Below are 21,494 nucleotides of genomic sequence, written 5' to 3'. Positions count from 1 at the left end.
GCGGGTTATTGCGCGCCGATCCGACGCACCGTCCACGTCGCCCAGTAGACCGGCCGCCCGTAGAGGGTCGACCCGTCGCGCCCGGAGGCCGTGGGGGCGAGCCGGTCGAGCCAGGTCAGGAACCCGGCCTTGCCCGGATAGACCGCCGGGGTGTCGAGGTTGCCCTGCGCGTCGGTCATCCAGAAATGCGCGCTCCGGTCGAAGCGGCCGCTACCGTCGCCCCCTGAGCGCAGCCCGAGATAGGTCGGCGAGCGGCCGGCCTCCACCGGGTCGGCGTAGAGGGTCAGCGCGCCGATCCCGTCGAGGTTCAGGTCGGGGGTGTATTGCAGGCAGATATCGGCCACCGGGCCGCCCGGCGCGTTGGCCGGCCGCTGGCAGGTGTAGGAGATCGCCCAGCGCTGCATCCCCTTGGCCCGCGCCACTCGGACCACGCTCCCGGGCGGCAGCGGCCCGGCGAGTCTTTTCGCCGCCGACCAGACTTTTGCGGCCGACAGGTCCTTCGACGTGCGCAGGTAGAGGGCGGTGCGGCGCTTGTCCGGGGCGAGGCCGCAATCCTCGGGCAGGACGTCGGTGTAGACGTAGTGATAGGTCCGGTCGACGATGCTGATCGAGCCTGCCAGCCCGTGGGTCTCGAAGGCCGGGGCCGGACAGGCCGAGGCGATCGGCTTGCCGAACTCGTCGGCCACCGGGGCAGGGTTGGGCGGCGTGCCGCGCCCGCCCGGGGTGAATGGCGTCCAGGCGAGCCCGTAGCCGTCCGGACTGCGGGTGCGGATCTCGAAGGTCTGGAAGTCGAGGGTCCGGGCCGCGATCTGGACCCGGCGCCGGATGTCGGCCGGTTGCGCCGCCGGCTCGTCCCGCTCGGCCCGGCGACCGCGCCGCCGGGTCGGGGCGTCGTCATCCGGCTCGCCGCCGACCCGCTCCTGCCCGAGCAAAAAGACGTAGCTGTAGGCTTCCCCGGCCCAATCGCGGCCCGAGACCGCGATCGGATCCCGGGGTCCGATGCCCTCGGCCGCCGGCTCCGACGCGCCGCGCCGACCTGAGCGCTCCTCCGGGAGATCGACCCAGAACCGGTCGGCCGAGGGCGGCAGCGTCGTGGCCAGCGCCTCCGGGCTGCGGCCGGTGCGCAGCGACCCGCCGTCGCGGCTGTCGGTGGCGCGCCGCTCCGGGCAGGGCTCGTCTCGGCGACGCGACGCCACCGGGCTCTGGCCCTGGAAGATCATCTGCAGCGGGCCGGGCGCCTCGGCCCGGGGAAGCCGCAGGATCTGGACGCCGCGCACGAACGCGCAGGGCGCCGGCGCGATCAGCACGCCCTCGGCCTCGGCGCCGTCGCGGCAGATCTCCAGGCCGCCGCCGCCGGTGACGTAGCAGCTCGGCGCGCTGGCTTCGGTGCCCGCGGCCCGGGCCTGGACCGGACGCGTCGCCCCCGCGACGAGGGCGGCCGCGAGGGCGGAGGCCGCCAGCAGCGCCGCGGCTCGTGCCGTCGGGTGCCGGGGCTTGTCGGCGCTATTTGCGTCGCGATCGACGATATCGGCAGGGCTCAACCTGGCAGCGTTCAAAGATGTCACGTCTATCGCCGCTGTCGATCCAATTGTTCGGAAGGTCTGGCAGGCTCTAGCCTACGGTCCTGCGGCCGGGAAGTGGCGCGGACCACGCAAACCCGGCCGGCCCGTCCGGCGCGGCGAACTCGGCGCGCCCTCGCCCGTTGTCGCGGCTTAAGGGCGGACACGCCCGGCCCTTCGAGCCTCGGGAGAACAGCGCATGGATATCGCCGTCGACACCGTCACCGACATCGTTCTGCGGCTGCGCGCCATCGAGGTGAAGGAAGGTAACACCGACCCGGATTCGGGCTCGAACCCGATCGACGACGGCTCCACCGACGTCCTGATCTCGGGCACCGACGACGCCACCGAATCCGAAGTGCGCGGCGCCATCGCCGGGCTCGACGACGACGCGAGGGCCGAGCTCCTGGCCCTGTTCTATATCGGCCGCGGCGACATGGAGCCGGAGGAGTGGGGCGACGCGGTCCGCTTCGCCCGCGAGCGCGAATCCGTCGGCGAAGGCGCCGTGAAGGAATTGCTCGGCGCGCCGGATGCCGGCGACCTGCTGGAGGAGGGCCTCGACGCGATGGGGCTGACCCCCGAATTGCCCCAGGCCTGAAGCGCCGACCGGAGACCGGCGGCATGGCTTCCCGGGTACGCCGCGGCGTCAACAAGGCGGTGCGGGTCCTCACCCGCCCGGTCCGCCGCGCCCAGGGGCATGGCGGGACGGGCCCCGGCGGGCTCGTGGTCGAGCCCTATCGCGGTTACGGCTCGCGCCGCGAGATCTTTTTGATCGGCCGGGTGTTCCGGCAATCCCCGGGCATTCCCGGAGAGGACCCGGATTCCCTGCGGGCGCAGTGGCGCGACCTGCGCCGCCGGATCGCCCGGCGCACGGTGGCGGGCGCCGCGATCACGGCCCGGTTCGGCGGTGACGCGGCCCGGGTCGAGACCGACCGGGACGGCTATTTCCGCCTGCACCTGCATCCGCGCGCGCTGCCCGGACGCCCGGGCGCCTGGCAGCCGGTGGAACTCGTCTTGGAGGACGAGACGCCGATTCCCGCCGAGGGTGCGGTGTTCATCCCGCCCGAGGGCTGCCGCTGCGTGGTGATCAGCGATATCGACGATACGGTGATGCATACCGGCGTCGCCAACAAGCTGAAGATGCTGTGGCGCCTGTTCGTCGAGGATGCCGACAGCCGGGTCGCCTTTCCGGGGGTCGCCGCCCTGTACCGGGCTCTCCATGCAGGGGCCGGCGGGGCCGAGGGCAACCCGATGCTCTACGTCTCCCGCGCGCCCTGGGGCCTCTACGAGATGCTGTCCGAGTTCTTCCAGCGGCACGGCATCCCGGTGGGGCCGGTGCTGTTCCTGCGGGAATGGGGCCTGTCCTGGACGCACCCGCTGCCGCGCCGGGCCACCGACCACAAGCAGGCGCTGATCCGGCACATGCTGTCCCTCTATCACGACCTGCCCTTCGTGCTGATCGGCGACAGCGGCCAGCACGACCCCGAGGTCTACGCGCAGATCGTCGAGGAGCATCCCGGGCGGGTGCTCGCCGTCTACATCCGCAACGTCTCCAACGACGCCGCCCGCGTGGAGGAGATCGTCCGGCTCGCCGGGGCCGTGGCCCGGTCGGGCTCCAGCCTGGTTCTCGCCGCCGACAGCGTCGCCATGGCCGAGCACGCCGCCGGGATCGGGCTGATCACCGCCGAGGCCGTGGCCCGCGTCGCCGACGAGCATGCCGGCGCCGACACGCCGCCCCGCCGCGAGACCGCCCGCATCACCGCCGAGCCCACCACCCCGGGCGAGGCCACCACCGAGGCTACGATCTCCTCCGACGCCGTGGCGGACGCCCTGGTCGGCGACGGAACCGTGCCCGCCACGGTGGTAGTGGAGCCCGAACACCCAGCGGCCCTGCCCCGGGCGGCGGGGTGATTTTTTTTGGGGGGGGACCGAGCTGTCCCCCACGCACCGTCATTGCGAGCGCAGCGAAGCAACCCAGTGATGCGCCACGGTTCGGGGATCGCGCGCTGCCCTGGGTTGCTTCGCTCCGCTCGCAATGACGGCGTTGGGTTCAAAGGTTCGTGCAACGCCCGTACCCTGGGAAGAAAAACGAGTCCCATCCTGCGCACACCCCTGTATCCCTGACGGACGAGTGCCCCAGGCCCGCAACGACGGGCAGCCGCAAGGGGCCGCTCGCCGGAGGAAACCAGATGCGCTTGAGCCTGCCCGCTTTGCTGATGATCGCGTTCGGCACGCATGCCGCCTTCGGGCAGGCAGCCCCCGAGTCGGACTTCAGGCGGCTGGACGCCGAGATGGGGGCGGCCAATGCCGCGCCCGGACCCCGCACGGTGCCGGGCCGGGTCATCCCGGTGCCCGACACGGTCAGCCCGGATTTCCGCAACGCCGTCGCGGCCCCCTACCGGGTGCCGGCCTGGAACGCCAACCCGCCGGACGCCGCCGGCTGGAAGGTTTTGGTCGACCGGCTGGCGGCGGCCGGCGCCGCCACCCTGCCGGCTTTGCGCGAAAAACTCGGCGTCACCAGCGAGGCCGCGGTGATCGGCGGCGTGAAGGTGTTCGTGGTCCAGCCCAGGACCATCCCGGAGGCCAACCGCAACCGGCTGCTGCTGCACATCCACGGCGGCGGCTACGTCTACAATCCGGGCGAGGCCGGTACCCTGGAGGCGATCCTGATGGCCGGGCTCGGCGGCTACAAGGTGATCGCGGTGGATTACCGCATGCCGCCCGACGCCCCCTACCCCGCCGCCATGGACGACGCCACCGCGGTCTGGAAGGCGATGCTCGGCATGCAGAGGCCGCAGAACATGGGCGTGTTCGGCACCTCCACGGGCGGCGGCATGACGCTGGCGCTGATGCTGCGCGCCAAGCAGGAGGGCCTGGCCCTGCCGGCCGCGATCGGGCTCGGCACGCCCTGGTCGGACATGACCGAGACCGGCGACACGTACCGGACCAACGAGTGGCTCGACAACGTGCTGGTGAGCTATTCCGGCTACCTGACGCCCGCCGCCAAGCTCTACGCCGCCGGGCGCGACCTGAAGGATCCGCAGCTCTCGCCGATCAACGGCGACTTCTCCGGCCTGCCCCCGGCGATCCTGATCAGCGGCACCCGCGACCTGTTCCTGTCGAACACCGTGCGCACCCATCGCAAGCTGCGCGCCGCCGGGATCGAGGCCGATCTGCAGCTGTTCGAGGGCATGTCGCATGCCCAGTACCTCGCCGCCCCGAACGCGCCGGAGACCAAGGAGGTGTTCGGCGAGATGGCCCGGTTCCTGGACGCGCATCTGGCCCGCTGAGAGGCCGGGGCTCGACACCTTGTGATGGAGTGCGCTCTCCCCATGTTGCAATGCAGCATTTCGGAGAACGCGCTTCTCGTCCCGAATGGGCCTCCTAGCTTGGGGCGCTCGCGTGCCGGCCCCCACTCGCCCCGATTCCCGGAGCCCATTCGTGCAAACCTACACCCTCGCGATCGCCGACGGCGTGCTGTTCGCCTGCCTGCCCGACGAGGCCGACATCTCGGCCGCGATCACGGACGCCACCGCCACCAATTACGGCTTCGGCCTGAGCCTCGACATCGTCCGCGGCGCGACCCTCACGAACGCCAAGGGCCCCAAGGACGAGGTCGTCTGGCAGGAAGGCTCCGACAGCGAGCTCCTGGACGAACAGGGCCGCCGCTACCGCTACGCGGTGCGCCGGCATTCGTGAGCGATAGTCCCGGCGCTCCTGATACAGGGGCGCACGCGGATGCTATGCGCTCTCCATGGGAGAGGGCGCGATCAGCGAAGGGTGGCGGGGCGGTCTTGCCCGCTTCCTCGTCCTGTACGCCGCCCTCTACGGCGCCTACGGCCTGCTGTCGCCGATCCTGCCCGGCTTCCTGGCGGCGCGGGGCCTGAGCCCAGGCCAGATCGGCACCCTCCTCGCCGCTGCCGGCGCTCTGCGGCTCGTGGTCGGACCTCTGGCCGGGGCCTTCGCCGACCGGCGCCGGGCCGCGCGCCCCGTCCTGGCGGCGAGCGTCGCGCTGACCGGTCTCGCGGTCCTGGCGCATCTGCCCGGTGCGGGCTTCTGGCAGCTCCTCGGGCCGGCCCTCCTGTACGCCGCCGGGACCGCCGCGCCGCCACCGCTCGCCGACGCGCTGGCGCTCGCCGCCGCCCGGGGTGGGGCGGTGTTCCAGTACGGCTGGGTCCGGGCCGCCGGCTCGGCCGCGTTCATCGCTGCCACCGGCGCCGCCGGCTGGCTGATCGGCTCATACGGCCTGGCCGCCGCCCTGGTTGCGAGCGGCGTCCTGTTCATCGCGGCCTCCGGGGCGGCCCTGGCGCTGCCGGTCCGGGACGGTTCGGCGAAGGCTGGTGGTTGGTTGGGCCGAAACTTCGCAGAGTTGCTGCGGCTGCCGCGCTTCCGTCGCATCCTCTTCGCAGGCTCGCTGGTGATCGGCGCCCATGCCCTACACGACGGCTTCGCGATGATCCTGTGGCGCGGCGCCGGAATCGGGGCCGGCACCGCCGGGCTGATCTGGTCCGGATCGGTGGCCGCCGAGGTGCTGGTCTTCCTGCTCGCCGGTCCCCCTCTCCTGGCGCGGATCGGCCTGCCCGCCGGGATCGCGGTGGCGGCCTGCGCCGGCGCCCTGCGCTGGGCGGTCCTCGCCTGCACCACTGTGATCCCCCTCGTCGCCGCCGCGGAGGCCCTGCATGGGTTGAGCTTCGCCCTCCTGCACCTCGCCTGCCTCGGTCTGATCGAGGCCACCACGCCCCCGGAACTCCGGGCCACCGCCCTGGCGCTCTACGGCACCGTGGCGCTGGGCCTGTCCGGCGTGCTCGCCACCCTGGCCTCCGGCGCGCTCTACGGGGCGTTCGGCGCTTCGGCCTTCTGGGCGATGACGGCGCTCAGCCTCGCCGCCCTGCCTTTGGTGCCGGGTCTGCGCGACCGCTGAAGCCGCGGGTTCTTTTCCCGGCCCTGTGGTACGGACCCGGAACGGACCCGCCCGATACGCCTCGCATGCCCTTTGTCGCCGAGATCCTGATCCCGTTGGCGCTCGATGCGCCCTACAGCTACGCCGTGCCCGGCACCCTCGACCTTTCGGTCGGCGACGTGGTGCAGGTGCCGCTCGGGCCCCGCGAGATCGTGGGCGTGGTCTGGGGCCTGGCCGAGTCCGCCGGCGGCTCGAACCTGCGCCCGGTCACCGGCCGCCTGCCCTACGCGCCGCTCTCCGAGCCCCTGCGCAGCCTGGTCGACTGGATCGCCCGCTACACCCTGGCGCCGAAGGGCTCGGCGCTCGCCATGGTGCTGCGCCTGCCCGACGAGGCCGCCGCCGCCGAGACTGCCCGGGTGGCGGTGCGCCTCACCGACAAGCAGCCGACCCGGCCGACCGCGGCCCGGGCCAAGGTCCTGGCGGTCGCGGTGGACCGGGAGCTGCGCGGCAAGAGCGCGCTCGCCAAGGAGGCCGGGGTCTCGCTCTCGGTGGTGGACGGCCTGATCGACGACGGCGTCCTCGAGACCGTCGCGGTCGAGCCCGAGCCGGTCGCGCCGCGGCCCGATCCCGATTTTCCGCGGACGCCGCTCTCGCCCGCCCAGGCCGAGGCGGTGACGGAGCTGGTCGAGCCGTTCCCGTGGCGGCATCCGGAGTCGGACTCGGCCGACAACCGGCCGATCCTGCTCGAAGGCGTCACCGGCTCGGGCAAGACCGAGGTCTATTTCGAGGCGGTGGCCGCCTGCATTCGGGCGGGCCGGCAGGCGCTGATCCTCATGCCCGAGATCGCCCTGACGGCCCAGTTCCTCGACCGCTTTGCCCAGCGCTTCGGGGTCCGGCCGGCGGCCTGGCATTCCGGCATCGGCGGCAAGCGGCGGGAGCGCCTGCGGGCGGCCGTCGCGGCCGGCGAGGCTCTGGTGGTGGTCGGCGCCCGCTCGGCCCTGTTCCTGCCGTTTGCCCGCCTCGGCCTGATCGTGGTCGATGAGGAGCACGAGGCTGCCTACAAGCAGGAGGACGGCGTCCACTACCACGCCCGCGACATGGCGGTGGTGCGCGGTCGCCTGGAGGGCTGCCCGGTGGTGCTGGCCTCGGCGACGCCGTCGATCGAGACCCGGGTGAACGCGGCCCGCGGGCGCTACCGCCACGTCTTGCTGCCGGAGCGCTTCGGCGGCCGGCGCCTGCCCGACATCGCCGCCATCGACATGCGCAAGGACCAGCCCGAGCGCGGCCGCTTCCTCAGCCCGCCCCTGGTCAACGCCGTGAAGGCCACCCTGGAGCGCGGCGAGCAGGCGCTGCTGTTCCTCAACCGCCGGGGCTACGCGCCGCTGACCCTGTGCCGCGCCTGCGGGCATCGCTACCAGTGCAAGAATTGCTCGACCTGGCTCGTGGAGCACCGGTTCCGGCGGGCGCTCGTCTGCCACCAATGCGGCTATACCGAGCGGCGACCCGACGCCTGCACCGAGTGCGGCACCTTCGACAACCTCACGGCCTGCGGCCCCGGGGTCGAGCGGATCGCCGAGGAGGCCGCCGAGCTGTTCCCCGAGCGGCGCATCGTCGTCCTGTCGAGCGACTTTCCCGGCGGCGCCGACCGGCTGCGGCAAGAGCTGGAAGCGGTGGCGGCCGGGGAATGCGACCTCGTGATCGGCACCCAGCTGGTGGCCAAGGGCCACAATTTCCCGGGCCTGACCCTGGTCGGGGTGCTGGACGCCGATATCGGCCTGACCTCGGGCGATCCCCGGGCGGCGGAGCGCACCTTCCAGCTGCTCCAGCAGGTCACCGGCCGGGCCGGACGCGGCGACAGACCCGGGCGGGCGCTGGTGCAGACCTACCAGCCCGAGCATCCGGTGATCGCCTCGCTGCTGTCCGGGGATGCCGAGCGGTTCTACCAGGAGGAGATCCAGGCCCGGGAGGCGGCGGGCCTGCCGCCGTTCGGGCGGCTCGCCGCGCTGATCGTCTCGGCCGCCGAGCGCGAGGTCGCGGAGGCCCACGGCCAGGCCCTCGCCCGCGCCGCCGACCCGCCGGAAGGCGTGATGGTGCTCGGGCCGGCCGAGGCGCCGCTGGCCCTGATCCGGGGCCGCTACCGGTTCCGGTTGCTGGTAAAGACCGAGCGCAACATCGACATGCAGGCCTATCTGCGCGCCTGGATCGCCCGCGGCCCGAAGGTGCGCGGCAACGTCAAGGTCGCGATCGATGTCGACCCGCAGAGCTTTTTGTAAGACACTGCCCGCACGGGCAGCGGACCCGCTTCCGGATGCCGGGGGCGGGACGCGTGCGGTTCCCGGAGGAGCGATCAGTGCTGACCTATACCAAGACGCCGGATTCGAACGTCGCCGAGATCGTGGTCGACGGCAAGATCTCCGACGAGGAGATGAACACCGCCATGAACGCCATGAAGGCTGACCTCGACAAGGGCGGCAAGCTCAAGCTGCTCGAGGATATCCGCGCCTTCGAGGGCATGGAGCCGGCGGCCTTCTTCAAGGATCCCCGCTTCGGCATCTCGATGATGAAGAGCGTCAGCCACGTCGCCCTGGTGACGGACGCCCCCTGGCTGAAGGCTCTGGCCGAGACCTTCAACTTCGTCTCGCCGACCCAGATCAAGGTATTCGAGCGCGCCCGCCTCGCCGAGGCCCGCACCTGGCTCGCCGGCGCTGCCTGACTGAGATCAGTCGGCCTGCGCGGTGCGGTCGTCCCGGCGCCGCGCGGTCCAGCGTCCGGAGCACAGGGAGGCGACCTTCCAGGTGCCCGAGCCGGTGCCGGCCTGGAGCCGCCCGGTCCCGGTGCCGCTCGCCGTCCCGTTGGTGACGGCGAGCCCGACGCTGCCATCGGGGCCGACATGGCCACTCACCCGGGCCCCTGCCCCGCCCGAGACCAGCTGCACCTGACCCTCGCGGATCGCCAGCCCGTAGGAATAGCGGGCGCTGCACAGGCCGCTCTCCGTCACCAGCTCCACCGACCACGTCCCGTTGCTGGCGCCCGGCTCGGCCGAGGCCGGCAGCGACACGGCGGAAGACAGGCCGGCGGCAAGAGCCGCGGCGGCGACCAGCTTGATCATGCAGGATTCTCTTTCAGCAAAGCACGCGCCGCCCGTGATGGCGCGCCGGGTCACATTCGTCGATGGAGGATAACTCCATGCTGAATGAGAGAAGCGGCGAGAGTATGACCGCGTGGTTTTTGAGGTGAGATCAGGATCCGCGGGCGGATCGGACGGGAATAGCCACGCTGCGTTTTGCGAATGCTTGGCGGTATTGGCGGATCGAGCGGGCGTTCATGCGAACATCGGGTCGCGAGCGGTGCGCGTTCTGATCTGAGGCCACGGTCCGCCAGGACAGCTCTCGGAGTTTCCAATCGCCGATGGATGAGAGCCGTTGAGGTGCTCGCGTACCAAACCCCCGGGGTTGCTGGTCGCACGCATCTCAGGACGCGGCGCGGGTCCCCTCTCCCGTGCGGGAGAGGGATAGGGTGAGGGGTGCGAGCTTTCCGGAAAAACCTGGTCCCTCACCCCAACCCTCTCCCGCACGGGAGAGGGGGCACGTCGCGGCTGGCAAGAGCGCCTGTGCTTCGAAACCCGCCTAGGTCCCAGCCCAAACATGGGGCCGATGCTCCAAGAGCAGCGCGGCCAAACCTATCCGGCCGTGTACCCCGACCTCGGCCCTCAATCCGTCAGCGGGCGTGCCTCTTCCGGCAGCATGATCGGGATGCCGTCGCGGATCGGGTAGGCGAGCTTGGCGGAGCGGCTGATCAGCTCCTGGCGGGCGGCATCGTAGTCCAGCGTGCCCTTGGTCAGGGGACAGACCAAAATCTCCAGGAGCTTGGGGTCCACGCGCGTCGCCTCGACGGGGTTGGTGAGGTCGTTGGTCATGACAGCCGTGCAGCCTATTGCATCGTCGGCTCGGGGCCGGAGCCGCGAACCAGTTCCATCTGCGTGACCGCGATCAGGATCTCGGCCCGGGTCTTGAGGTCCGGGGCCTCCAGCATCGCCTGCTTCTCGCGCACGCCGAACGGGCTCATCATGCAGAGGGCGTTGACCAGCGCCTCGTCGGGCGCCTCGTCGATCCCGGCCCAATCCACCTTCAGGTCGTTCGAGTCCACGAAGTCGCGCAGCGCCTTGAGCACGCCGTCGCGGTCAACCTGTTCCTCGCCTGCGCGCGGCTCGAAGTCCACCGCGAAGTCGTCGTAGGAGACGTGGCAGCGGCGGTAGGTGCTGGTGGAGGCCAACTCGCTCTCGACCCGAAACCGGCTGATCCCGGTCAGCGAGACAAGGTAGCGGCCGTCACCGGTCTCGGCGTATTGCGTGATCCGTCCGGCGCAGCCGACCCGGAAAAGTTTTGGGTTGGCCGCGCCTGAGCCCTCGGGATCGGGCTGGATCATCCCGATGATCCGGTCCGTGCGCATCGCATCGTCGATCATCGACACGTAGCGCGGCTCGAAGATGTTGAGGGGCATCTGGCCGCGCGGCAGCAGCAGCGCCCCGGGCAGCGGAAAGACCGGGATGACGGCGGGGCAATCCGCCGGGCCCTTGTAGCTCGCTTGGGTGCTCATGGCGCCTCCCCGATGGGCCCGAAGCCGGGCCGGATAATCCGCCCCGGTGCGAGCCGAAGCGTCACGAGAACAGGAGCGCCGAGAGCTTGCGCCGTCCGCGGATCGTGTCGGGATCCATCACGCCCCAGGCCTCGAAGAACTGCAGGAGCTGCTTGCGCGCCGCATCCTCGTTCCAGTCCTTGTCGCGCTTGCGCAACTCGATCAGGTGATCGACCGCCTGGCCGCGCTCGCCCGCGGCGGCGAGTCCGAGCGCGAGGTCGAACCGCGCCTGATGGGCGTCCGGGTTGGCCTCGACCTCCCGCTGCAGGCCCGCGAGGTCGCCGAGCGAGGCGGCCTGCTCGGCGAGTTCGAGGGCGGCGCGGATGCCGGTGAGCGCCGGGTCGGCGGCCTTCGCCTCCGGGACCATCGCCAGCACGCGCTTGGCGTTCTCGATCTCGCCGGCGTCGAGCTGCATCTTCGCCAGGCCGGCGAGCGCCGTGACGTTGTCGGGCTGCTGCTCCAGCACCGCCGCGTAGATCTCGGAGGCGCCCGCGAGGTCGCCCTCCTCGATCAGGGCGGCGGCGTCGGCGAGCGCCAGCTCGACCGGATCCTGAGCGGGGCCGGCGACGCGGTTGATCAGCTCCTTGATCTGGCTCTCCGGCACCGCGCCCATGAAGCCGTCGACGGGCTGGCCCTTCTGGAAGACGATCACGGCCGGGATCGACTGGATGCCGAGCTGGCCGGCGATCGAGGGATGGTCGTCGATGTTCATCTTGACCAGGGCGACCGCGCCCTTGGCCGCCTTGACCGCCTTCTCCAGGACCGGCGTGAGCTGCTTGCAGGGGCCGCACCACGGCGCCCAGAAATCGACCAAGACCGGTCGGTGCATCGACTCGGCGATGACATCCTGCCGGAAGCCCGCGGTGGTCGTGTCCTTGATCAGGGCATCGGTATCGCCGGCCGGGGCAGCGCCCCCGGCGAAGGTGTCATTCAGCATTGGCCTGGCTTCGGAACTTTTTCGTGGAGCGCCTTAGATGGGGCTTCGAACCGGCTCTGACCAGCCCAGACTCAGCGCGCCGGCGTCCCGGGGGGCGCCTTCTCCGCAGCTTTGGCGGCGGTCACGAAAGTCCCCGCATAGGCGTGGCCGTCCGCAGTGCTCGCCTCACAGGTGATCGCGGTGCGGCCGGGTTCCGGTGTGGAAAACCGGCAGGCGCCGATCGCGAGCGTCGGCGCCCCGTCCTTGCCGACCATCACGAGGTTGATGGGCTGCAGCGGGTCGGTCTCCTCGGTGGCCTCCTGCTGGGCGCCGTTACCGCTGAAGCTCAGCGCCTGTCCGTCCGCCGCGGTGAAGTCGAAGCTCGTGCGGTTGCGGCTCACCGCGTTCATCAGCACGTTGCCGCAAGACGCGCTGAGATCGCGACCGTCGACGACCAGCTTCTCGCAAGCCCCCTCCAGCTTGAGCGCCGCCTGGGCCTGCGCCACGCTCGGCAGGCTGAGAAGAGTGCAGAGCAGCGCGAGGCGCAGGCGTGTGGTCATGGCGGGCCGGGTCTCCTCCGTTTGCCGTCGAATTAGGCGTGCGGCGCCGCCTGTCGAGGGAGGCGCGCCGATCGGTCCGGATTGGCCGGCCTCCTAGCCGAAACGCAGGGCGCGGTCGTTGGGCGCGGCGAAGTCCAGATCCGGCCCCACCGGCACGATCCGGGTCGGATTGATGGTCGGGTGGCTCTCGTAATAGTGGCGCTTGATGTGGGTGAGATTCACGGTCGGGGCGACGCCGGGCAGCGCGTAGAGGTCGCGCAGGTAGTTCGACAGGTTCGGATAATCGGCGATCCGGCGGCGGTTGCACTTGAAGTGCCCGACATAGACCGCATCGAACCGCACCAGCGTGGTGAACAGCCGGATGTCGGCCTCGGTCAGGCGGTCGCCGCAGAGGTAGCGGCCCCGGTCGAAGCAGTCTTCCAGGGCGTCGAGCTCGGTGAACAGGGCCTCGAACGCGGCTGCGTAGGCGTCCTGCGCGGTGGCGAAGCCGGCCTTGTAGACGCCGTTGTTCACCCGGTCGTAGACCCGCGCGTTGATCGCATCGATCGCGGCGCGCAGATCCTCCGGATACAGGTCCGGCCCGGTCCCACCGAAGGCGCCGTTGAGCATCCGCAGGATCTCGGCGGATTCGTTCGACACGATGGTGCCGCGTTGCCGGTCCCACAGCACCGGCACCGTGACGCGGCCGGTATAGGACGGGTCCGCCGCCCGGTAGACCTCATAGAGGCGGGTCGCCCGGTGGATCGGATCCGGCGTCGCCCCCGGCGTGTCGCCGAACACCCAGCCCTCTTCGCCCATATGCGGATCGACCACCGAGACGGTGATCGCCTCCTCCAGGCCCTTGAGGGCGCGGCCGATCAGGGTGCGGTGGGCCCAGGGGCAGGCCAGCGAGACGTAGAGGTGGTAGCGCCCCGGCTCGGCCTTGAAGCCGCCCTCCCCGGAGGGGCCGGGCGCGCCGTCCGCGGTCACCCAGTTGCGGAAGGACGAGGCCTTCCGCTCGAACCGGCCGCCGGTCGAGGCGGTGTCGTACCATTGGTCGCGCCAGACGCCGTCGACGAGGAGGCCCATGGGTGATGTCCCGTTGCGAGAGGTGATCGAGGCGAGATGGGAGCCGGGCGTCGCGCGGAAAGGGCCATGCGCCGGACGATCCGTCCCGGTTGCGATTCGCTTAAGAGCCGCGTGCAACGCAGGCCTGCGCCCACGCTTCTGTTGCAGTGCAGCATAATCGGCCATTGACACGACACCCGCCCGCCGCTGCGTGCCCGCAGCGACCCCGGCCCGGCGGGAGACTGGATGGAGCTGGAAGATGTCGTTGGCGCTGGTGCCCGTCGCAGAGGCGGCCCTGTTCACCCTGGGGTGCCTGATCATCCACACCCTCCGGCGGCACGCGGATCTCGTCACGGCGACGCTGGCCTGCGTGGCGACGCTGCTGGTCCTGATGATCGGCATCGCCTGCGCGCCGGAATCCTTCGCCAAGTACCAGGCGGCGAGCATCACCGAGTACGCCCGCCTGGATCCGGCGATCTACTGAGCCGCGGCGGCTTTCATCTGCGCCACACGCCCGCCGGTGCCGCGCTGGCCCGAGACCGTCACATCGAAATCGTCCTTCGGGAGCCGGGCCAGGAAGCGCTCGGCCAGCTCGAACAGCAGGATGTCGGGACGCACGCGCTCAATGTAGTGCCAGTCCAGGCTCGCCGACCAGACGAAGTGGACCTCGCGAAAGCTCTCGGCCAGCAGCCCGGTCAGCAGGAACGGGTCGAAATGCGCGCAGGAATCGCCGAACAGGACGAGGCGGCGCGGATCGGCGGCCTCCGCTTCGTTCCGGTAGACCACATGGGCGCCGACATGCGCCTCCCGGTCCCGCCCCTGCGCCTCGTAGGCGGCGAGCATCGGGCCGACCTCGACCCGCTTGGCGTCACGCTGCAGCATGAACCGGTCCAGCCGCTCCCGGGGGCGGTCGCGCAGCTTCTCGCCGAGATCCATGACCTCCTCCGAGACCACCTGCGGCCGTGCCCCGATATCGGCCGGCGGGATCGCCCCGAGGGCGCGCATGATCTCGCGATAGGCGAGCAGGCAGCCCTGGATGGTCCAGTGCGTGTCGGTGCGCAGGTACAGCGGCACCGGGCCGTCGCGACCCGCCCGCAGCGGGGCCAGGAGATCGAGATAGGCTGGGTGCCGGGCTAAGCGCCGGGCCAGGCGCCGGGTCGAGGCCTTGGCCGGGGCGTAGCGCAGCCCCTCGACCTTGTCGTCGTAGACCGACAGCTTCTCCGGCACGATCACGTGCAGGCAGCGGATCCCGAGGCTTTCGGCCCGCCGCGCTCTGGTCTCGATCAGCCGCGCCCACCCGCGCAGCAGCAGCCAGTGCCGCAATCCGCCCCGGTAGCGGTCCATGACGCGGTTGGTGCCGCCGGTGAGGAACAGCCATCCGTCGCGGCCGACATGTACGCTCTCCCTGCCTGAAGCCATGGCCGTGCTTTAGAGCCGTTCCGGATGGGCTTGCAATCGGGAACGGCTTGGCCCTCCTGGCGATACGGACTCGCAGACGAGCCGGCTGCCCCTTCGGCGGCGAGCGCTTCGGCCGCACCGCGCTCGGGCGCCTGAGCCGGACCCGGTCCGGCAGGCGCGCGTTCGACAGTTATGTCGTCCCCCTCGCTCCTGATGCCCGCCCCGGCGGTCGAAAGCCCCGTTCTGGCCCGCCCCCGTCCAGCCCGACTCTGGCGCCCGCGCCGGGTCCTGGTGACGCCGGCCGCGCTCGATTTCGCCCATGGCCGGGCCATGGCGGAGCGGGCCGAGGCGATGGGGTTGCCGGTGGAACGGCTCGCCTCCAACCGCCTCACCGGCCTGCGCGATGCCGATCCGCGCAAGGTCTACACGTCGGCCAAGGCGACCCTCGCGATCACGGTGGCACCGCCCACTAAGCTGCGGCTCCAGCCGATCCCGCCCTCGGCCGACTGGCGCTTCGACCTGGCGGAGGGCTGCCCGGCCCATTGCCAGTATTGCTACCTCGCCGGCTCGCTCCAGGGGCCGCCGGTGACCCGCGCCTACGCCAATCTCGACGCGATCCTCGACAACCTTGCGGCCTATGCCGGCCAAGGCGCCGTCACCTCGGCCTCCACCGAGCGGGCGCACGAGGGCACCACCTTCGAGGCCTCCTGCTACACGGATCCGCTCGGCATCGAGCACCTCACCGGCTCACTCACCGCGGCAATCCGGCATTTCGGCGCCTGGGACGCGCCGGTGCAGCTGCGCTTCACCACGAAATTCGCCGCGGTGGCGCCCCTCCTCGATCTGCCGCACAACCGGCGCACGCGCATCCGCTTCTCGGTCAATGCCCGGCCTGCCTCGCGTTACGAAGGCGGCACCGACCCGCTCGACGCGCGGCTTTCCGCGATGGGCGCCATGGCGCGGGCCGGCTATCCCGTGGGCCTGACCATCGCGCCGATCATCCCGGTGGAGGGTTGGGAGGACGCCTATGCTGGCCTGATCCGCGACGCCGCCGACGCGCTGGCCGGCATCCCCGATCTCGACCTGACCGCAGAACTGATCACCCACCGGTTCACGCCGATCTCGAAGGCAGTCCTGCGCGGCTGGTATCCGGGCTCGGACCTGCCCCTCGACGAGGCCGACCGGGTGGAGAAGCGCACCAAGTTCGGCACGGTGAAGCACGTCTTCCCGAAGCCGCTGATGCAGGCGATGCGGGCGCATCTCACGGAGCGTCTGGCCCGCGACCTGCCGGCTGCGCGGGTGCTGTACTGGACCTGAGCGGGTTCAGGCGCCATGTCGCCCCGCATGCATGACGCGGCCCCCCTGATCCTGACCCTCGCCTTCGACGAGCCGACCTTCGCGCGCTTCGATGGCGAGCGGCGGCGGAATTTCCCCGAGGCCCTGAACCTGATCCCAGCCCACGCGACGCTGTTCCACCACCTGCCGGGGGATAAGGAGCGCGGCGTGATCGAGGCCGTGACGACCCTGGCCCGCACGGTACCGGCCCCGGAGGTCGCGGTCACCGGCCTGCGCTTCACCGGTCGGGGCGTGGCCTACGTGCTCGAATCGGAGTCGCTGTCGAACTTCCGGGCCCGGCTCGCCAAGACCTTCGAGCCCCATCTCACCGCGCAGGATCGCCAGGGCTGGCGCCCGCACGTGACCGTGCAAAACAAGGTTGCCCCCGACAAGGCGCGTGCGCTCCATGCCGATCTGGCTGCCGGGTTCGCGCCGTTCCACTTCACGGCGCCCGCGACCCGGCTGTGGCGCTATCTCGGCGGACCCTGGGAGGCGGTCGCCGTCCTGGCCTTCGGAGAGAATGCCTGATGGTCCGCACGCGCAACACGGGGGACGCGCCATGAGGGCGCCAAGTCGTCTGCAGCACAATCCGCTCACCGGGCGGGCGATGGCGGTCTGGCTGCGCCTGCGGCTCAACGAGGTCGGCCCGCTCGTCGCCCTCCTAGGCGTCAGCATTCTCGGCTACGGGTTCTTCTACCTCGCCCACGAGGTCGGCGAGGGCTCGACCGCGGCGCTCGACCGCAAGATCCTGCTCGCCCTGCGCAACCCGGCCGACCTCTCCGACCCGATCGGACCGCCCTGGCTCGAGGAGACGATGCGCGACATCACCGGGCTCGGCAGCGTCTTCACGGTGCTGTTCCTGACCTGCGCGGTGGCGGCCTATCTGGCGGTCTCCGGGCGGCGCCGGATCGGCGTGTTCGTGCTCGCCGCGGTGGGAGGCGGCGAGCTGGTCTCGACGGTGCTGAAGCTGTTCTACCAGCGGCCGCGGCCGGACCTCGTGCCCCACGGCATGGAGGTGTTCACCGCGAGCTTCCCCAGCGGCCACGCCACCATGTCGGCCATCGCCTACCTGACCCTCGCGACCCTCGTCGCGCGGGTCGATCGCAACCGGAGCGCGAAGGCCCTGGTGCTCGGGCTCGGGGTCGGCCTGACGCTGCTCGTCGGACTCAGCCGGATCTATCTCGGCGTCCACTGGCCGAGCGACGTGCTGGCCGGCTGGTGCATCGGGGCGGCCTGGGCCTGCCTGTGCTGGTTCGTTGCCCTCCAGCTGCAGCGGCGTGGAGAGGTCGAGGCGCCGGACCCGCCGCCGCCGTAACCGGACGATTAAGGTAAACCGGAGGTTAAGGTGGACCTCAGGGTGCCATCCGGGCTCGATTGAGGTTGTCGGAACGACCGATAACCTGAGGACAGCGATCGTGATCGAGCGTCGCCAAACCGCCCGCCGCCGTGTCTGCCTGTGCGGACGCGTTCGGACCGCGGCCTTCCTGCCGGAGATCGACTGCGTCGTGCGCGACGTCTCGCTCGGCGGTGCCCGGATCGGCGTCCCGCCCGAGGCCACGCTGCCGGATTGCTTCGACCTGTTCATCCCCTGCCGGAACGAGACCCGGCGGGCCTTCGTGGCGTGGCGCGCGGGCGCGACGATCGGCATCGGCTTTACCGAGACGCGGGCGGCCTCCGAGCCGGCGGCGCTGGCGCGTCGCCTCGCCGACAGCGAGGCCGAGGTCACGCGTCTGCGCGCCGCGCTGCTCGGCGGAAACGACCGGGCACCAGCTTGCGTTCACTGAGGGGACAGCAGCGATATCGGACGCTCGCCCCATATCACGGTGATTCGGTGCCGTGACGCGAATTCAGTGAAACGGCGAGGCTCATGGCGGACGACACCCGGCTCTCACGACGCACCCTCCTGGCCGCGGGGAGCGCCCTGGCCGGCGCCAGCCTCGGCGGTGCGGCCCAGGCGGCGCAGCCAGGCCCGACGGTCCCGGCCGATACCGGCGCAGTCCAGGGCGGGCGCGTGATGTTCCCGAACTGGCGCGGCCCGGCCGACCGTCCGCCGGCCCCGAGCCCGGCGCCCCAGCCTCCGGGACAGCGGATCGGCTATTGCGTTGTCGGCCTCGGGCGGCTCAGCCTCGATGAGATCCTCCCGGCCTTCGGGGCGACCAAGCGCTCGCGGCTCGCCGCGGTAATGTCGGGAACGCCCGACAAGGCCAAGCTCGTGGCCCGGCAATACGGGCTGCCGGACGATGCCGTCTACGGCTACGACGAGTGGGACCGGCTCAAGGCCAATCCCGCGATCCAGGCCGTCTACATCGTGACGCCCAACGGCGTGCACCGGGACAACGTCCTGGCCGCGGCGGCGGCGGGCAAGCAGGTGCTGTGCGAGAAGCCGATGGCGGTGACGTCGCAGGAATGCCGCGACATGATCGCGGCCTGCAACCAGGCCAACGTCAAGCTGATGATCGCCTATCGCTGTCAGTACGAGCCGCATAACCGCGCGGTGATCAAGCTCGCTCGCTCGGGCGAGTTCGGGCGCCCGCGGATGATCCAGGCCTTCAACGGCCAGACCACCGGGCTGCCCGAGCAATGGCGGCTCAAGAAGGCGCTGGCGGGCGGCGGCTCGCTGCCGGATATCGGGCTCTACTGCCTCAACACCGCCCGGGCGGTGCTCGGCGAGGAGCCGGACCTGATCCAGGCCCAGATCCATTCGCCGCCCGACGATCCGAAGTTCCGCGAGGTCGAGGAGACCGTGAGCTTCACGATGCACTTCCCGTCCGGCGTGATCGCGCAATGCACATCGAGCTACGGCGTCTACGAGGCGCGCAGCCTGACGCTGCACACCGGCAACGCCGCGGTCGATCTGCAGAACGCCTTCGCATACGAAGGCCAGCGGCTGTTCGTGTCCCACCGCGACGGCAAGTCCGGTGCGCGCGACGAGAAGGTGCTGAGCCCGAAGAACCAGTTCGCCCTGGAGATCGACCATTTCTCCCGGTGCATCCAGGAGAACCTGCGCCCCCGCACCCCCGGCGAGGAGGGGCTGCAGGATCAGGTTCTGATGGAGGCGATCTACGAATCCGCCCGGACCGGCGCCCCGGTCAAGGTCGGCCCCCCGGCCGGAGCCGGCACAGGCCTCGACGTGACCCGGGGACCGGAGCCGGAGGAGCCGAGCTGAGAGCCTTTAGAACGGCAGCAGGATATCCACGATCTGCTGGCCGTAACGGGGCTGCTGCACGTCGGTAATCTGGCCGCGTCCGCCATAGGCGATGCGGGCCTGGGCGATCTTGGTCGAGTCGATGGTGTTGTCGGATTCGATGTCCTCCGGCCGGACCACGCCGGCCACCACCATCTCGCGGACCTCGAAGTTCACCCGGATCTCCTGCTTGCCCTCGACCACGAGGTTGCCGTTGGGCAGGACCTGGGTGACCACCGCGGCGACGTTCGTGGTCACGGTCTCGGCCCGCTGGACCGAGCCGGCGCCGTCATTGGCGGTCGCCGAGGTGGCGGACAGGAGCGCGCTGCCGCCGACACCGAAGGACTTGCCGACGGCGTTGTTCTCCAGCCCGAGGGCGTTCGGCAGGCCGAAACTCTCGGTGTTGGCCCGGGACCGCTTGGTCTCGTTGCTGATGTTGGCCTGGTCGGTGACGTTGACCTTCACGGTCAGCAGGTCGCCGAGCCGGGCGGCCCGCTGGTCCTTGAAGAACGCCCGTGAGCCGGTCCGCCACAGCGAGTTCGGTGCGTAGGAGACCGGCTGCACGTCGGGCATCGGCATCCGCACCGGCTTGTAGCCGGGCTGGGTCGTGGGATCCTCGATCGCCGACAGGGCCGGCGTGGCGCCGACCTGGGACAGCCGGTCGGCGGTGTTGCAGGCGCCGAGCGCGCCGGCGATCAGCGCGGCGGCGAGCGGGTTGAGGACAAGGCGGCTGGCCATCGGGGGAACTCGTTGACGCATCGATAAGGGCGATCAGTGCAGGGACGCGGTCGCCTGGACTGACTGGGTGCCGGCGCTCTGCTGGGCGACCGGGCCGGGGCCGACCGAGACCCGGCCGGGGCCGATCACGGTGGCCTGGAGGACCTTCTTCGAGGCTACGTTCACGACGTTGACGACCGCGCCCATGCGGCCGGCCTCGTTGGAGAGGCCGCGCATCGACAGGCTGACGCTGGCGGTCTCGTACACGATGGTCACGCTCTCGCCCCTTGCCACGAGTTCGGGCAGCGCGGTGTCGGAGACCCGCAGCACCGTGCCGGCCGGGAGCGGGTGCTGGGCGACCTCGCCCAGGACCGTGCTGACGCCGAGCTGCGCGTCGCTCGCTACGGCCTCGCGGGGGCGGCGCTCCACGACGAGGTCGCCCTCCCGCACCGGATCGCCCCGGTTGAGCGCCCGGGTCAGCACCGCCACCTCACGCAGCTCGATCACGACGCCCGAGACCCGCAGCGACGCCTGCCGCTCGCCCAGGCTCACAAGGCCCGAGACTCGGCGCGAGCGCGGATCGTAGGTCAGGTCGAGGGCGGCGGCCTGGCCGGCAAGGTCCACGGGCGCCAGCAGCGTCGGGCCGTCGCCGTCGAAGCGGACCGCAACGCTGCGCGGATCGAGGCCGTAGCCCGATTCCAGGCCGCGCTTGAGCGCCGCCTCGATATCCGGCGGCCCCAGGCGCCGGGCGGCGCGCTGCACGGCGATCTGCATCCGGCCTCCGGTCTCCAAGCCGGTGACGCCCAGGGCGGCGGCGGCCTCGACGATGCGGCGGGTCTGGATCGTCCCGGTGGCGCCCAAAGCCGGCGAGCGGAACAGCGGGCGGGCGGCGAGGAAGTCCGGCGCGCCCTCGACGAGGTCGGCGAGCGCCAGGACGTCGCCCCGCGCGGTCACGTCGCCGCGCAGCCGCGGCTGGGTCTTCTGCGTCTCGCCCGGCTGCATCCCGGGCTCGGCCATGGCGGGGATCGCCAGGGCGCCGATGGCCGCGAAGGTCATGAAGGCGAGCGCCGCGCGCAGCAGCACCGCGGCGCCGGGGGTGGGCACCCGCGGGCGGGCCCGGCGCACGATCGGGCTGAGGTCGCTCTCGTCCACCGCCGTGCTGACGAGGGGAAGATCGGCGAGAACCGTGTCGGGATGGAAGCCGGCATACATGAGCGGAGACCTGAAGTGATGGCAGGACGCG

Annotated in this window: 23 protein-coding genes; 13 read left to right on the top strand and 10 right to left on the bottom strand. The window is 71.3% G+C overall.

The features are described 5' to 3' along the window. Window positions 1-5: 5 nt before the first annotated feature. A complete protein-coding gene (locus MKK67_RS09665) occupies window positions 6-1,541 on the bottom strand; it encodes a hypothetical protein (protein ID WP_243963698.1) in 1,536 nt (511 codons plus the stop codon). A gap of 217 nt (window positions 1,542-1,758) precedes the next feature. Between MKK67_RS09665 and MKK67_RS09660 the strand changes: the two genes are divergently transcribed. The 7 genes from MKK67_RS09660 to MKK67_RS09630 all read left to right on the top strand — a co-directional run bounded on the left by MKK67_RS09660 (window position 1,759) and on the right by MKK67_RS09630 (window position 9,172). Further along, window positions 1,759-2,157, top strand: coding sequence for a DUF3775 domain-containing protein (locus MKK67_RS09660; protein WP_243963696.1), 399 nt, complete (start codon window positions 1,759-1,761; stop codon window positions 2,155-2,157). A gap of 23 nt (window positions 2,158-2,180) precedes the next feature. Then, window positions 2,181-3,470 carry an App1 family protein gene (locus MKK67_RS09655; protein WP_243963694.1) on the top strand — a complete coding sequence of 430 codons (1,290 nt, stop codon included), beginning with the start codon at window positions 2,181-2,183 and terminating at the stop codon, window positions 3,468-3,470. Between the two features lie 278 nt (window positions 3,471-3,748). After that, window positions 3,749-4,849 carry an alpha/beta hydrolase gene (locus MKK67_RS09650; protein ID WP_243963692.1) on the top strand — a complete coding sequence of 367 codons (1,101 nt, stop codon included), beginning with the start codon at window positions 3,749-3,751 and terminating at the stop codon, window positions 4,847-4,849. 151 nt (window positions 4,850-5,000) lie between these two features. Then, entirely contained in the window at window positions 5,001-5,258 is a 258-nt protein-coding gene (locus MKK67_RS09645; protein ID WP_243942462.1) for a hypothetical protein, read from the top strand. 55 nt (window positions 5,259-5,313) lie between these two features. Next, the gene (locus MKK67_RS09640; protein ID WP_243963689.1) at window positions 5,314-6,480 is read left to right on the top strand and encodes an MFS transporter; all 1,167 of its coding nucleotides are present in this window, start codon (window positions 5,314-5,316) and stop codon (window positions 6,478-6,480) included. Between the two features lie 65 nt (window positions 6,481-6,545). After that, window positions 6,546-8,732, top strand: coding sequence for a primosomal protein N' (locus MKK67_RS09635; RefSeq protein ID WP_243963687.1), 2,187 nt, complete (start codon window positions 6,546-6,548; stop codon window positions 8,730-8,732). A gap of 77 nt (window positions 8,733-8,809) precedes the next feature. Then, window positions 8,810-9,172, top strand: coding sequence for an STAS/SEC14 domain-containing protein (locus tag MKK67_RS09630; protein ID WP_058193000.1), 363 nt, complete (start codon window positions 8,810-8,812; stop codon window positions 9,170-9,172). Between the two features lie 6 nt (window positions 9,173-9,178). Here the strand turns inward: MKK67_RS09630 and MKK67_RS09625 are convergent, their stop codons facing one another. The 6 genes from MKK67_RS09625 to MKK67_RS09600 form a co-directional block, all read right to left on the bottom strand. Beyond that, window positions 9,179-9,568 carry a hypothetical protein gene (locus MKK67_RS09625; RefSeq protein ID WP_243963685.1) on the bottom strand — a complete coding sequence of 130 codons (390 nt, stop codon included), beginning with the start codon at window positions 9,566-9,568 and terminating at the stop codon, window positions 9,179-9,181. 600 nt (window positions 9,569-10,168) lie between these two features. After that, entirely contained in the window at window positions 10,169-10,375 is a 207-nt protein-coding gene (locus MKK67_RS09620; protein WP_243963683.1) for a Trm112 family protein, read from the bottom strand. Window positions 10,376-10,389: 14 nt separating this feature from the next. Further along, window positions 10,390-11,055, bottom strand: a complete 666-nt coding sequence (locus MKK67_RS09615; RefSeq protein WP_243963681.1) for an LON peptidase substrate-binding domain-containing protein — start codon at window positions 11,053-11,055, stop codon at window positions 10,390-10,392. 61 nt (window positions 11,056-11,116) lie between these two features. Continuing rightward, window positions 11,117-12,031 carry a thioredoxin gene (trxA, locus tag MKK67_RS09610; protein WP_243963679.1) on the bottom strand — a complete coding sequence of 305 codons (915 nt, stop codon included), beginning with the start codon at window positions 12,029-12,031 and terminating at the stop codon, window positions 11,117-11,119. A 71-nt stretch (window positions 12,032-12,102) separates the two neighbouring features. After that, window positions 12,103-12,570: a hypothetical protein gene (locus MKK67_RS09605; protein ID WP_243963678.1), complete on the bottom strand. Its 468-nt coding sequence runs from the start codon at window positions 12,568-12,570 to the stop codon at window positions 12,103-12,105. Window positions 12,571-12,663: 93 nt separating this feature from the next. Beyond that, entirely contained in the window at window positions 12,664-13,638 is a 975-nt protein-coding gene (locus tag MKK67_RS09600; RefSeq protein WP_243963677.1) for a glutathione S-transferase family protein, read from the bottom strand. A 238-nt stretch (window positions 13,639-13,876) separates the two neighbouring features. Here MKK67_RS09600 and MKK67_RS09595 point away from each other — a divergent pair, with 238 nt between their 5' ends. Continuing rightward, on the top strand, window positions 13,877-14,101 hold the full coding sequence (locus tag MKK67_RS09595) for a hypothetical protein (protein WP_243963676.1): 225 nt from the start codon (window positions 13,877-13,879) through the stop codon (window positions 14,099-14,101). On the opposite strand, the gene MKK67_RS09590 is transcribed toward MKK67_RS09595, so the two are convergent. After that, window positions 14,095-15,036, bottom strand: coding sequence for an alginate O-acetyltransferase AlgX-related protein (locus MKK67_RS09590; protein WP_243963675.1), 942 nt, complete (start codon window positions 15,034-15,036; stop codon window positions 14,095-14,097). The two genes, MKK67_RS09595 and MKK67_RS09590, sit on opposite strands and share 7 nt — an antisense overlap. A gap of 192 nt (window positions 15,037-15,228) precedes the next feature. Between MKK67_RS09590 and MKK67_RS09585 the strand changes: the two genes are divergently transcribed. The 5 genes from MKK67_RS09585 to MKK67_RS09565 all read left to right on the top strand — a co-directional run bounded on the left by MKK67_RS09585 (window position 15,229) and on the right by MKK67_RS09565 (window position 19,516). Further along, window positions 15,229-16,332: an SPL family radical SAM protein gene (locus tag MKK67_RS09585; protein ID WP_243963721.1), complete on the top strand. Its 1,104-nt coding sequence runs from the start codon at window positions 15,229-15,231 to the stop codon at window positions 16,330-16,332. A 27-nt stretch (window positions 16,333-16,359) separates the two neighbouring features. Beyond that, window positions 16,360-16,878 (top strand): 2'-5' RNA ligase family protein, encoded by a 519-nt coding sequence (locus MKK67_RS09580; RefSeq protein WP_243963720.1) that lies wholly within the window; start codon window positions 16,360-16,362, stop codon window positions 16,876-16,878. A 31-nt stretch (window positions 16,879-16,909) separates the two neighbouring features. Next, on the top strand, window positions 16,910-17,665 hold the full coding sequence (locus tag MKK67_RS09575; RefSeq protein ID WP_243963674.1) for a phosphatase PAP2 family protein: 756 nt from the start codon (window positions 16,910-16,912) through the stop codon (window positions 17,663-17,665). A 100-nt stretch (window positions 17,666-17,765) separates the two neighbouring features. Next, entirely contained in the window at window positions 17,766-18,134 is a 369-nt protein-coding gene (locus MKK67_RS09570; protein ID WP_243963673.1) for a PilZ domain-containing protein, read from the top strand. A gap of 83 nt (window positions 18,135-18,217) precedes the next feature. Further along, window positions 18,218-19,516: a Gfo/Idh/MocA family protein gene (locus MKK67_RS09565; RefSeq protein ID WP_243963671.1), complete on the top strand. Its 1,299-nt coding sequence runs from the start codon at window positions 18,218-18,220 to the stop codon at window positions 19,514-19,516. A 6-nt stretch (window positions 19,517-19,522) separates the two neighbouring features. Here the strand turns inward: MKK67_RS09565 and flgH are convergent, their stop codons facing one another. Both flgH and flgA read right to left on the bottom strand, forming a co-directional pair. Continuing rightward, complete coding sequence (gene flgH, locus MKK67_RS09560; protein ID WP_243963669.1) at window positions 19,523-20,272, bottom strand: flagellar basal body L-ring protein FlgH; 750 nt, start codon at window positions 20,270-20,272, stop codon at window positions 19,523-19,525. 33 nt (window positions 20,273-20,305) lie between these two features. Further along, window positions 20,306-21,463: a flagellar basal body P-ring formation chaperone FlgA gene (flgA, locus tag MKK67_RS09555; RefSeq protein WP_243963667.1), complete on the bottom strand. Its 1,158-nt coding sequence runs from the start codon at window positions 21,461-21,463 to the stop codon at window positions 20,306-20,308. Between the last annotated feature and the right edge of the window lie 31 nt (window positions 21,464-21,494).

The sequence above is a fragment of the Methylobacterium sp. J-072 genome, assembly GCF_022829425.1.
Classification (GTDB): domain Bacteria; phylum Pseudomonadota; class Alphaproteobacteria; order Rhizobiales; family Beijerinckiaceae; genus Methylobacterium.
The sequence above is the reverse complement of the archived record's forward strand: the minus strand, read 5'-3'. Positions and strand labels throughout refer to the sequence as shown.

Excerpts from the sequence above, each read along its gene's own strand:
- MKK67_RS09585 (WP_243963721.1), top strand. The coding sequence starts at position 15,229 with ATGCCCGCCCCGGCGGTCGAAAGCCCCGTTCTGGCCCGCCCCCGTCCA.
- trxA (WP_243963679.1), bottom strand. The coding sequence starts at position 12,031 with ATGCTGAATGACACCTTCGCCGGGGGCGCTGCCCCGGCCGGCGATACC.
- flgA (WP_243963667.1), bottom strand. The coding sequence starts at position 21,463 with ATGTATGCCGGCTTCCATCCCGACACGGTTCTCGCCGATCTTCCCCTC.
- MKK67_RS09640 (WP_243963689.1), top strand. The coding sequence starts at position 5,314 with ATGGGAGAGGGCGCGATCAGCGAAGGGTGGCGGGGCGGTCTTGCCCGC.
- MKK67_RS09620 (WP_243963683.1), bottom strand. The coding sequence starts at position 10,375 with ATGACCAACGACCTCACCAACCCCGTCGAGGCGACGCGCGTGGACCCC.
- MKK67_RS09615 (WP_243963681.1), bottom strand. The coding sequence starts at position 11,055 with ATGAGCACCCAAGCGAGCTACAAGGGCCCGGCGGATTGCCCCGCCGTC.
- MKK67_RS09575 (WP_243963674.1), top strand. The coding sequence starts at position 16,910 with ATGAGGGCGCCAAGTCGTCTGCAGCACAATCCGCTCACCGGGCGGGCG.
- MKK67_RS09590 (WP_243963675.1), bottom strand. The coding sequence starts at position 15,036 with ATGGCTTCAGGCAGGGAGAGCGTACATGTCGGCCGCGACGGATGGCTG.
- MKK67_RS09650 (WP_243963692.1), top strand. The coding sequence starts at position 3,749 with ATGCGCTTGAGCCTGCCCGCTTTGCTGATGATCGCGTTCGGCACGCAT.
- MKK67_RS09625 (WP_243963685.1), bottom strand. The coding sequence starts at position 9,568 with ATGATCAAGCTGGTCGCCGCCGCGGCTCTTGCCGCCGGCCTGTCTTCC.
- MKK67_RS09565 (WP_243963671.1), top strand. The coding sequence starts at position 18,218 with ATGGCGGACGACACCCGGCTCTCACGACGCACCCTCCTGGCCGCGGGG.
- MKK67_RS09635 (WP_243963687.1), top strand. The coding sequence starts at position 6,546 with ATGCCCTTTGTCGCCGAGATCCTGATCCCGTTGGCGCTCGATGCGCCC.
- MKK67_RS09605 (WP_243963678.1), bottom strand. The coding sequence starts at position 12,570 with ATGACCACACGCCTGCGCCTCGCGCTGCTCTGCACTCTTCTCAGCCTG.
- MKK67_RS09580 (WP_243963720.1), top strand. The coding sequence starts at position 16,360 with ATGCATGACGCGGCCCCCCTGATCCTGACCCTCGCCTTCGACGAGCCG.
- flgH (WP_243963669.1), bottom strand. The coding sequence starts at position 20,272 with ATGGCCAGCCGCCTTGTCCTCAACCCGCTCGCCGCCGCGCTGATCGCC.
- MKK67_RS09600 (WP_243963677.1), bottom strand. The coding sequence starts at position 13,638 with ATGGGCCTCCTCGTCGACGGCGTCTGGCGCGACCAATGGTACGACACC.
- MKK67_RS09655 (WP_243963694.1), top strand. The coding sequence starts at position 2,181 with ATGGCTTCCCGGGTACGCCGCGGCGTCAACAAGGCGGTGCGGGTCCTC.
- MKK67_RS09595 (WP_243963676.1), top strand. The coding sequence starts at position 13,877 with ATGTCGTTGGCGCTGGTGCCCGTCGCAGAGGCGGCCCTGTTCACCCTG.
- MKK67_RS09660 (WP_243963696.1), top strand. The coding sequence starts at position 1,759 with ATGGATATCGCCGTCGACACCGTCACCGACATCGTTCTGCGGCTGCGC.